This is a genomic window from Pseudosulfitobacter koreensis, from assembly GCF_024733015.1.
GTDB classification, from domain to species: Bacteria; Pseudomonadota; Alphaproteobacteria; order Rhodobacterales; family Rhodobacteraceae; genus Pseudosulfitobacter; species Pseudosulfitobacter koreensis.
In genome coordinates, this window is record NZ_JANKJG010000006.1 from 197256 (window position 1) to 207418 (window position 10163).

Here is a 10163-nt window from a genome sequence, read left to right on the forward strand (position 1 = left end):
GTCAGCGCAGGGCGCGGCCCTTGACGATGGCGTCGGGGCCGAAACGACTGCGGATCTTGTCGGTTGCGCGCTCCGCCTGGCTGCGCTTGGCCTTGCCGGGGTCCAGCAGGTCGCCCTCCACGTCGGCGCGGTCGGCGTTTGTCAGATCGGAGATGCCGCAGCCCAGAAGGCGGTAGGGCCCCTCGCTTCCGACCTGATCGAACAGGGCGCGGGCGGTGCGGTAGATGGTGTCGGCCATCTGCGTCGGGCTGTGCAGCGACAGGCGCCGCGTCAGCGTGGTGTGATTCGCGCGTTTCAGCTTCAGCGTGACGACGCGGCCCGCCAGATCCTTGGCCTTGGCACGGTCCGAGACCTTTTCGGCCATGCGCCACAGGTGCCCGTCCAGAATGTCGGGATCGGCAGTGTCGTCGTTGAACGTGGTCTCGTTCGAGATCGACTTCATCGGCTCATGCGCCGTCACCCGCCGGGCGTCGATGCCACGCGCCAGATGCCACAGCCGGTCGCCCATCGCGCCGAAGCGGGCGATCAGATCCTGCTGGTCCCAGCGTTTCAGATCGGCAAAGCTGCGAATCCCCGCCTTGTCCAGCGCTGCCTGTGCCGCGTTGCCCACGCCCCAGATCAGACGCACAGGTTTGTCGTGCAGGAAGCTTTCGGTTTCGGCCTTGCCGATCACCGAGAATCCGTGCGGCTTGTCGAGGTCCGAGGCGATCTTGGCCAGAAACTTGTTGTGCGACAGCCCGATGGATCCGGTCAGCCCCAACTCGCTGCGCATCCGCTTGATCAGTCGCGCCAGCATGACGGCGGGCGGGGCGCCGTGCAGACGCTGGGTGCCCGAAAGATCCATGAACGCTTCGTCCAGCGACAGCGGCTGAATCGCGGGCGTCAGATCCTCCATCATCGCGCGGATCGCGCGCGAGGCGTCGACATAGGCGGCCATGCGGGGTTTGACGATGATCGCGTCGGGGCAGAGTTTCAGCGCCTGGAACATTGGCATCGCAGAGCGTACGCCACGGATGCGCGCGACATAGCAGGCGGTCGACACCACGCCGCGTCTGCCGCCGCCGATGATCACCGGTTTGCCCTCAAGCTCGGGATTGTCGCGTTTCTCGACCGAGGCATAGAAGGCATCGCAATCCATGTGCGCGATGCTCAGGCTGTGCAGTTCGGGATGGTTGACCACACGCGGACTGGCGCAGGCCGGACAGCGGCGCGCGGTATCGAATTGGTGCAGGCAGTCTCGGCAGAGGGCAGGCATGGGTTTGCATCTGTGCTAGAGTGAGTGAGATATTAACGCGGGGTTGCGGAAATGAACATGCCATTTGACGGTGCCAAACTGGCGCTTTTCATTGGCGCGCGACTGGCGGTGATCCGGCGCGACGACGATCCAAGGATCCCCTGGCCCGATTATTTCGACCTGCCCGGTGGCGGGCGTGAAGGCGACGAAAGCCCGCTGGCCTGCGCGCTGCGCGAAACCCATGAGGAGCTGGGACTGCGCGTGCCGCCGGAGGCCGTGGCCTGGGGCAAACGCTTTGACGAAGACACTGGCGACAAATGGTTTTTCGCAGCCCATCTGCCGGAGGAGGCTGGCGCGCAGATCGTGCTGGGGGACGAGGGGCAAAGCTGGCACCTGATGACGCCGCAGGCGTTCATTGCCCATCCGCGGGCCGTGCCGCGGTTTCAGGACCGGCTGGCGCTGTACCTGTCGGGTGCCAAGGGCGGTGCGTTCGGCTGACAGAGACGGAAAAGCCCCCCGCTGTCAGAGCGGGGGGAGGTGACGAACTTCAGGAAGAACCAGTTCGTCGGGGAGTATCACCTGTCATTTAACATAGCCAGCTTTCGCGTTTTGCGCGAGTAGGGAAATCCAGACCATCCCCATATGAGGTGGCCTGTGCCAATTTTCCCACATTCTATGCCCTCAGGCCGCGTTCAGGACAGGCTGGCGAGTATGTCTTTTGCTGCAGTGCGCGGGCTGGCTGCGGCCCAGATCGGGCGTCCGACGACGATGTGATCGGCCCCGTCGGCAATCGCCTGCGCCGGTGTTGCCACACGTTTCTGGTCACCCAGATCGGCGCCTGCAGGCCGCACGCCGGGGGTCACGATCAGGCGGCCCGATGCCTCTGGCAGGGCGCGGATCATCGCGGCCTCTTGCGGCGATGCGATGATGCCATCTGCTCCTGCGTCGAATGCGCGACCCGCCCGTTCCACCACCAGATCGGCGGTATCGCCTGCCTTGATCAGGCAGTCATCCAGATCGCCGCGATCCAGCGAGGTCAGGATCGTGACGCCGAGGATCTTCATGTTCGACCCCGAAGCGCCCTCTTTCGCGGCGCGGACCACGTGGGGGTCGCCGTGCACGGTCAGGAAATCCAGATCGAACTGTGCCAGACCGCGCACCGCAGCCTCGACCGTGGCGCCGATGTCGAAAAGCTTCATGTCCAGAAAGATGCGCTTGCCCTGTTCCTGCTTCAACTCATTGGCCAGCCCCAGCCCGCCCCCGGTCAGCATCCCCAGCCCGATCTTGTAAAAGGTCACGGCGTCCCCCAGATCGTGCGCCAGTTTCAGCCCGGCAACGGCGTTGGGAACATCGAGGGCGACAATAAGGCGGTCATTGGGTGATTGGGGGTTGGGCGATTGGGTCATGTGCGGGCTCCTTTGCGCTGCGATGCGCTTAGCCCGAATGGGGCCTTTGCGGCAAGGCTGCGCAGCTTAGGGGGCCACAGGCCAAAAAAATGCCCGGATGGCTTTTGCACATCCGGGCAGTGAAACAGAGACCTAGCAGGCAGGCACATGTCTCTGGCAGTGCGGCGTCATAAGGTGCGGGGACAGAATTACACCTCAGAGCGGGCCGCGATGCTATGCTGCGAGGCGACGCAACATAGCAATGGGGTCAATATTCAGCGTGCGCCGCGCCTTGGGCTTGCCCGCGCGGGCACGGGCCTGGGCGTCGGCCAGATTGAGAGAAGACGACAGGCCGGGCTCGCCTGCGTGACGGCGCAGGGCTTGCGTCGCAAGGCCAGATGCGGCGTCGGAATATGCCATCGTGATGGGCGCATCTATCGCACAAGCATAACGATGGGTGCCCTGGGGGGTGTGGACCGCTACCAGCGCTTCAAAGCTTTGCGTGGTCGCGTTGTAGTTAACGTTATTCAGTTCGACTGGATACTGTTGCATCTTAACACCTGTACGTTTGTACGTCGTCGTCTGATCAATAAACGCTTGACCTTGGCTTACGGTTGCACATCCGGTTAACATTTTTTTGACACATTGATTAATAAGGGTTTTTCGCGCCTGTCTGGCAAAGGCTTTGGCCCGTGTTGCGCGAATCGTCTGCGGGGGGCGGCATGCGCATGCCAATGATGGATTGCCTCGCATTGCGCCGGGGGGGCCGCCGCATCGACGTCGAATTAAACCCGCCGAAATCTTGAACCCGGCTGCTGATGTGCCCAAATTAAGCTCAAGGTTCCAACCCGTCATGTGTGCTGCCAAGTCAGGCGCGTGACATCATCCGGGGCGCTTTTAAAAAGGAGAATATCTATGGACTTGTCCAAGTTCACAGAGCGGTCGCGCGGTTTCGTGCAAGCAGCGCAGACGATCGCCACACGGGAAAGCCATCAGCGGTTGGCGCCCGAGCACATACTCAAGGCATTGCTGGACGACGAACAGGGGCTTGCGAGCAACCTGATCGGGCGCGCGGGCGGCAACCCGGCGCGCGTGACCGAGGCGCTGACCCTGTCGCTGGACAAGATGCCCCGCGTCACCGGCGAGGCGGCGCAGGTCTATCTGGACAACAACACGACCAAGGTTCTGGCCGAGGCCGAAGCGCTGGCCAAGAAGGCGGGCGACAGCTTCGTGCCCGTGGAGCGTATTCTGATGGCGCTGTGCATGGTCAAATCCAACGCGAAGGCCGCGCTGGATGCGGGCGGCGTGTCGGCGCAGACGCTGAATTCCGCGATCAACGACATCCGCAAGGGTCGCACGGCAGATTCCGCCAGCGCCGAGGACAGTTACGAGGCCCTGAAGAAATACAGCACTGACCTGACCGAACGTGCCGAGCAGGGCAAGATCGACCCGATCATCGGCCGCGACGAGGAAATTCGCCGCACGATGCAGGTGCTGAGCCGCCGGACCAAGAACAATCCCGTTCTGATCGGCGAGCCGGGCGTGGGTAAAACTGCGATTGCCGAAGGTCTGGCCTTGCGGATCATCAACCGCGATGTGCCCGAAAGCCTGCGTAACAAACGTCTGTTGGCGCTGGACATGGGCGCGCTGATCGCCGGTGCAAAATACCGCGGCGAGTTCGAGGAGCGGCTGAAGGCCGTTCTGAACGAAGTCACCGATGCTGCGGGCGAGATCATCCTGTTCATCGACGAGATGCACACGCTGGTCGGCGCGGGCAAGGCCGATGGCGCGATGGATGCGGCCAACCTGATCAAGCCGGCGCTTGCGCGGGGTGAATTGCACTGTATCGGCGCGACCACCTTGGATGAATACCGCAAGTATGTGGAGAAAGACGCGGCCTTGGCCCGTCGGTTCCAGCCCGTGATGGTGCAGGAACCCACGGTCGAGGATACGATCAGTATCCTGCGCGGCATCAAGGAAAAATACGAGATGCACCACGGTGTGCGTGTCAGTGACAGCGCGCTGGTCGCGGCGGCCACGCTGAGCCACCGCTATATCACCGACCGGTTCCTGCCGGACAAGGCCATCGACCTTGTGGACGAGGCCGCCAGCCGTCTGCGGATGGAAGTCGACAGCAAGCCCGAAGAGCTGGATGCGCTCGACCGTCAGATCCTGCAATTGCAGATCGAGGCCGAGGCCCTGCGCGCCGAGGATGATGCGGCCAGCAAGGACCGTCTGGGCACGCTTGAGAAAGATCTGGCCGACCTGCAGGAGCAAAGTGCCGAAATGACGGCGCAGTGGCAGACCAACCGTGATGCCATCGCTTCGGCCCAGGGTCTCAAGGAACAGCTGGACCGCGCCCGCGCCGATCTGGACATCGCCAAGCGCGAGGGCAATCTGGCCAAGGCGGGCGAGCTGTCCTACGGGGTGATCCCGCAACTAGAGCGCCAGCTCGAGACGCTGGACGCGACCGAGGCGGATGCCAAGAGCGCCGACACCGTGCGCCCCGAGCAGATCGCCAGCGTGGTCGAGCGCTGGACCGGTATCCCGACCTCGCGGATGCTGGAAGGCGAGCGTGACAAGCTGCTGCGCATGGAAGACCAGTTGCACAGCCGCGTGGTCGGTCAGGACAGCGCCGTGCATGCGGTGGCCAATGCGGTGCGCCGTGCGCGGGCCGGTCTGAACGACGAAAACCGCCCCTTGGGCAGCTTTCTGTTCCTCGGGCCAACCGGCGTCGGCAAGACCGAACTGACCAAGGCCGTGGCGAACTTCATGTTCGACGACGACAACGCGATGGTGCGTCTGGATATGTCCGAGTTCATGGAGAAACACAGCGTCGCGCGTCTGATCGGTGCCCCTCCGGGCTATGTCGGCTATGACGAGGGCGGCGTGCTGACCGAAGCGGTGCGGCGCAGACCCTATCAGGTCGTGCTGTTCGACGAGGTCGAAAAGGCGCACCCCGATGTGTTCAACGTGCTGTTGCAGGTGCTGGACGACGGGGTGCTGACCGATGGTCAGGGCCGCAAGGTCGACTTCAAGCAGACGCTGATCATCCTGACCAGCAACCTTGGCGCGCAGGCACTGAGCCAACTGCCCGAGGGCGGCGACATGGCGGGTGCCAAACGCGATGTGATGGATGCGGTGCGGGCGCACTTCCGCCCCGAGTTCCTGAACCGTCTGGACGAGACGATCATCTTCGACCGGCTGAGCCGCGACAATATGGATGGTATCGTCGATATCCAGATGGCACGTTTGCTGAAACGTCTGTCGGCGCGCAAGATCACGCTGGATCTGGACGACGCAGCCCGCAAATGGCTGGCGGACGAAGGTTATGACCCGGTGTTCGGGGCGCGCCCGCTGAAACGGGTGATCCAGAACACGCTGCAAAACCCGCTGGCCGAGATGCTGCTGGCCGGGGATGTCATGGACGGCGACACGGTGCCTGTGACAGCGGGCAGCGATGGGCTGATCATCGGCGACCGCGTGGGCGGGACCAACCGGCCCAGACCGGACGATGCCGTGGTGCACTGAGCGGTATTATAGAGAGAAACGAAAGGGCGTCCGATCCGGGCGCCCTTTTGCATATGCCTGCATCGGCTTGCGCTGGCTCCGTTCTGGCCACAGTGTGCGCGTGATCGGGCAAGCAAGGAGACGGGCGACATGGACACGACACTGACGGTGCTGGAAATCTTGGCCTTCGTGTTCATCGGGCTGATCGGCGTTGGGTTGTTGCTGGCGCTGGTCCTGTTTATCGCCGACCGGGTGCAGACCGAAGACGCGATCCGCCGGAACTATCCGGTGATCGGGCGCTTTCGACATATCTTCTCGACGCTGGGCGAGTTCTTCCGTCAGTATTTCTTCGCGATGGACCGCGAAGAGCTGCCGTTCAACCGCGCGCAACGCGACTGGATCAAGCGCACGGGCGAGCCGCACAGCAACACGGTGGCCTTCGGGTCCACGCGCAACTTGTCGATCGTCGGCACGCCGATTTTCGTCAACGCCGCCTTTCCGCCGCTCGATGACCAGTTTGCCAGCTCCGCCCCGATGGTGATCGGACCGGACGCGCGGATGCCCTATACATCGCAGTCGTTCTTCAACATTTCGGGCATGAGCTATGGTGCGCTGTCGCGGCCCGCAGTGCGCGCACTCAGCCGGGGTGCGGCACGGGCGGGCATCTGGATGAACACCGGCGAGGGCGGGCTCAGCCCCTATCACCTCGAAGGCGGCTGCGACATCGTCTTTCAGATCGGCACCGCCAAGTTTGGCGTGCGCGATGCCGATGGCAATCTGGACGAGGACCGGCTGCGCAAGATTGCGGCCCATGCGTCGGTCAAGATGTTCGAGCTGAAGCTGGCGCAGGGGGCAAAGCCCGGCAAGGGCGGCATCCTGCCGGGAGAGAAGGTCACCCCCGAGATCGCCGAGATTCGCGGGCTGCAGGTCGGGGTCGCAGCGATTTCGCCCAACCGCCACACCGAGATCGACGATTGGGACGATCTGCTGGATATGATCGTGCGCCTGCGCGACATCACCGGCAAGCCCGTTGGCATCAAGACCGTGGTGGGCGACAGGGCGTCGTTCCGCGATTTCATGCAGACGATCAGGAAACGCGGACAGGATTGCGCGCCCGATTTCATCACCATCGACGGCGGCGAGGGCGGCACCGGGGCCGCACCCATGCCGTTGATTGACCTGGTGGGGATGTCTGTGCGGGAATCGCTGCCTCTCGCGGCTGATCTGCGCAACGAGGCAGGGTTGAAGGATCGCATCCGTCTGGTCGCCAGCGGCAAGCTGGTCAATCCCAGCGACGTGGCCTGGGCATTGGCGGCGGGTGCCGATTTCGTCACCTCGGGGCGTGGGTTCATGTTTGCGCTGGGCTGCATCCAGTCGCTGAAGTGCAACAAGAACACCTGCCCCACCGGCATCACCACCCACGATCCGCGCCTGCAAAAAGGGCTGGTGGTCGAAGACAAGGACGCCCGCGTGGCGCTTTACGCCCAACAGATCATCCACGAGGTCGAGGTGATTTCGCATTCCGTCGGGGTGGCAGAGCCGCGTCTGTTGCGGCGCAGGCACGTGCGGATCATGCAGGACAATGGCCGCTCCGTGCCGATGAACGAGATCTATCCAAGCGTGCCCGCCGAAGCCTAGCTGCCGTGATCGCGGCGCACCGGCAATTGTTACACTTTGGCCAACTTCGCGTGAGGGGGCTGGTGTTTGTACATATTTACCCCACTTTCTGTACAACATTCGGAAAACCCACGGGGAGACGATCCAAATGGCCAATCGCTGGACAAACACACTGACCGACCGGGACGTAACGCCCGAGGCTGCATTCCTGAACCGTCGGCAGTTGATGGCCGGGGCGGCGGGCCTGGGCCTGATCGGCATGGCCTCCGGTGCCAAGGCGCAGGACGCGTTGGAGCCGAACCCCTGGGAAGACATCACCCAGTACAACAACTATTACGAGTTCGGCACCGGCAAGGAAGATCCCGCCCGCTATGCCGACGCGCTGACAACCCAGCCGTGGAGCGTGAAGATCGACGGCATGGTCGACAAGCCCGCCGATTATGCGTTGGAAGACATCCTGCAAGCGATGACCACCGAAGAGCGCATCTACCGGTTCCGCTGTGTCGAGGGGTGGTCGATGGTCATTCCGTGGAACGGCTTCGAACTGGCCGACCTCTTGAACATGGCCGGGGTGCAATCGGGCGCGAAATATGTGGCCTTCGAAACCGCGCTGCGTCCTGACGAGATGCCGGGTGTCCGCTACCCCGTGCTCGACTGGCCCTATGTCGAGGGGCTGCGTCTGGACGAGGCGATGCACCCGCTGACGATCATGGCGACGGGCATCTACGGCAGGGACATTCCCAACCAGAACGGCGCGCCGATGCGTCTGGTGGTGCCGTGGAAATACGGCTTCAAGTCGATCAAGTCGATCGTGCGCATCACGCTGACGGATGAAGAGCCGCCGACCAGCTGGAACAAGGCCAACCCGAACGAATACGGCTTTTACAGCAACGTGAACCCGGAGGTCAGCCACCCGCGCTGGTCACAGGCCACCGAACGGCCCATCGGCGGCGGGGTCTTTGCATCCCGTGTGCCCACGCAGATGTTCAACGGCTACGAAAAGGAAGTTGCCAGCCTGTACGAGGGCATGGACCTCAAGGCGAACTTCTAAGCCGACAGCAGGGATTTCCGATGATCGACCGTCTGAATGCGCTGGCGCGCCGTGTTCCAGCATGGACGTTGTATATAGTGTTGCTGCTGCCGGTGCCGTGGCTGTTGTATCTGGCCCTCAACGGTGGCCTTGGCCGTGATCCGCTCAAGGGGCTTGAACATGAACTGGGGCAGTGGGCCTTGCAGCTGATGATTGCGGGGCTTGCGATCACACCGCTCCGCCGGTTTGCGGGGCTGAACCTGATCGGGTTTCGTCGCGCCATCGGGGTGGTGACGTTTATATACGTGGCTTTGCACTTTGCCGTCTGGCTGTTTCTGGACGTGCAGATCTGGAGCCAGATCTGGGCAGACATCCTCAAGCGCCCCTTTATCACCATCGGTTTTGCTGCCTTCGTGCTGTTGATCCCGCTGGCGGTGACGTCGAACAATTGGTCCATCCGCAAGCTGGGTCCTGTCACCTGGCGCAGGCTGCACAAGCTGGTCTATGTGGCAGCTCTCCTGGGGGGCGTGCATTATGTCTGGCTGGTGAAAGGCATTCAGGTCGAGCCGCTGGTCTATATGGCGATCATTCTGGCGCTGCTTGCCCTGCGTCTTCCCTGGCCGAAACGCGCCAAACGGTAGCGTGTTGCCGATTTGAGGGGGCTTGCAGGCGAAGCGTTTTCAATTTGCGGCCCATGCAGGCAGTCGAGCGCGCGACTTGCCGCAAAGAATCGCAACATGCAAACCAGCGAGTCGCCGCAATATCCGAAAGATTCGAGAAATCAGGGGTGAATCGCAGTCAGAATCGAAAGCGATTCACCCCGATGTGCGAGTCGGATGTGAAAAATCACCCGTTCGGACCGACTCGAAACGCTGAATTTGCGATTCACCGACCCCGATTTTGCCCGATCCTGTGGCTAAGCCTGTGGATAAGTCGGGCGATGCACTGTCCTGCGCTAACGGATCGGTGGGCTCCGGGTAATAATCATCCGATCTGACCTTGGGTCCGCGAAATTTCTGCAACCCAACACCATGATTTATATGGAGAAACGGGGTTTTTTCAGAAAACCGTCATAATGTTGAAAAAAGGGGTTGCGGGTTTTGGGTGTTAGACTTAGAACCCCCTTCACCGGCGGCGCAGTGATGCAGCGGCGGGGCGCCAGACGGGCCGGAGCGGAGACGCAAGGGTGACGAGGCGGAACGAAAAACAGAGATAGAGCAGGCGGGGCGCGCCAAGAAGTTAGGGCGCATCACGGTTTGCTTTTGTCTCTACGCTCTTTGAAATTGATAATATCTGAAGAGATATGTGGGCGGTTTGGTTCATTCGATGGATCAACGTCTGTATATCGCGCTCTTAGGAAATGGGATTTTTCTCGCTACCGATTATA

Annotated in this window: 8 protein-coding genes; 5 read left to right on the forward strand and 3 right to left on the reverse strand. The window is 62.2% G+C overall.

The features are described from left to right. Position 1: 1 nt before the first annotated feature. Entirely contained in the window at positions 2-1255 is a 1254-nt protein-coding gene (locus NTA49_RS10405) for a DNA polymerase IV (protein WP_258294685.1), read from the reverse strand. A 51-nt stretch (positions 1256-1306) separates the two neighbouring features. Here NTA49_RS10405 and NTA49_RS10410 point away from each other — a divergent pair, with 51 nt between their 5' ends. Then, positions 1307-1732 carry an NUDIX hydrolase gene (locus NTA49_RS10410; RefSeq protein WP_258294686.1) on the forward strand — a complete coding sequence of 142 codons (426 nt, stop codon included), beginning with the start codon at positions 1307-1309 and terminating at the stop codon, positions 1730-1732. Positions 1733-1926: 194 nt separating this feature from the next. On the opposite strand, the gene pyrF is transcribed toward NTA49_RS10410, so the two are convergent. Both pyrF and NTA49_RS10420 read right to left on the reverse strand, forming a co-directional pair. Further along, a complete protein-coding gene (gene pyrF, locus NTA49_RS10415) occupies positions 1927-2640 on the reverse strand; it encodes an orotidine-5'-phosphate decarboxylase (RefSeq protein ID WP_258294688.1) in 714 nt (237 codons plus the stop codon). Positions 2641-2853: 213 nt separating this feature from the next. Further along, positions 2854-3474, reverse strand: coding sequence for a hypothetical protein (locus NTA49_RS10420; RefSeq protein ID WP_258294689.1), 621 nt, complete (start codon positions 3472-3474; stop codon positions 2854-2856). A gap of 60 nt (positions 3475-3534) precedes the next feature. Here NTA49_RS10420 and clpB point away from each other — a divergent pair, with 60 nt between their 5' ends. The 4 genes from clpB to msrQ all read left to right on the forward strand — a co-directional run bounded on the left by clpB (position 3535) and on the right by msrQ (position 9417). After that, entirely contained in the window at positions 3535-6150 is a 2616-nt protein-coding gene (gene clpB, locus NTA49_RS10425; RefSeq protein ID WP_258294691.1) for an ATP-dependent chaperone ClpB, read from the forward strand. A gap of 129 nt (positions 6151-6279) precedes the next feature. After that, positions 6280-7767 (forward strand): FMN-binding glutamate synthase family protein, encoded by a 1488-nt coding sequence (locus tag NTA49_RS10430; protein WP_258294692.1) that lies wholly within the window; start codon positions 6280-6282, stop codon positions 7765-7767. A gap of 127 nt (positions 7768-7894) precedes the next feature. Next, positions 7895-8797 carry a protein-methionine-sulfoxide reductase catalytic subunit MsrP gene (gene msrP / locus NTA49_RS10435; RefSeq protein WP_258294693.1) on the forward strand — a complete coding sequence of 301 codons (903 nt, stop codon included), beginning with the start codon at positions 7895-7897 and terminating at the stop codon, positions 8795-8797. Between the two features lie 20 nt (positions 8798-8817). After that, entirely contained in the window at positions 8818-9417 is a 600-nt protein-coding gene (gene msrQ / locus NTA49_RS10440; protein ID WP_258294694.1) for a protein-methionine-sulfoxide reductase heme-binding subunit MsrQ, read from the forward strand. The last annotated feature ends 746 nt before the right edge of the window (positions 9418-10163 follow it).

Excerpts from the sequence above, each read along its gene's own strand:
- NTA49_RS10410 (WP_258294686.1), top strand. The coding sequence starts at position 1,307 with ATGAACATGCCATTTGACGGTGCCAAACTGGCGCTTTTCATTGGCGCG.
- pyrF (WP_258294688.1), bottom strand. The coding sequence starts at position 2,640 with ATGACCCAATCGCCCAACCCCCAATCACCCAATGACCGCCTTATTGTC.
- clpB (WP_258294691.1), top strand. The coding sequence starts at position 3,535 with ATGGACTTGTCCAAGTTCACAGAGCGGTCGCGCGGTTTCGTGCAAGCA.
- msrP (WP_258294693.1), top strand. The coding sequence starts at position 7,895 with ATGGCCAATCGCTGGACAAACACACTGACCGACCGGGACGTAACGCCC.
- NTA49_RS10420 (WP_258294689.1), bottom strand. The coding sequence starts at position 3,474 with ATGACGGGTTGGAACCTTGAGCTTAATTTGGGCACATCAGCAGCCGGG.
- NTA49_RS10405 (WP_258294685.1), bottom strand. The coding sequence starts at position 1,255 with ATGCCTGCCCTCTGCCGAGACTGCCTGCACCAATTCGATACCGCGCGC.
- NTA49_RS10430 (WP_258294692.1), top strand. The coding sequence starts at position 6,280 with ATGGACACGACACTGACGGTGCTGGAAATCTTGGCCTTCGTGTTCATC.
- msrQ (WP_258294694.1), top strand. The coding sequence starts at position 8,818 with ATGATCGACCGTCTGAATGCGCTGGCGCGCCGTGTTCCAGCATGGACG.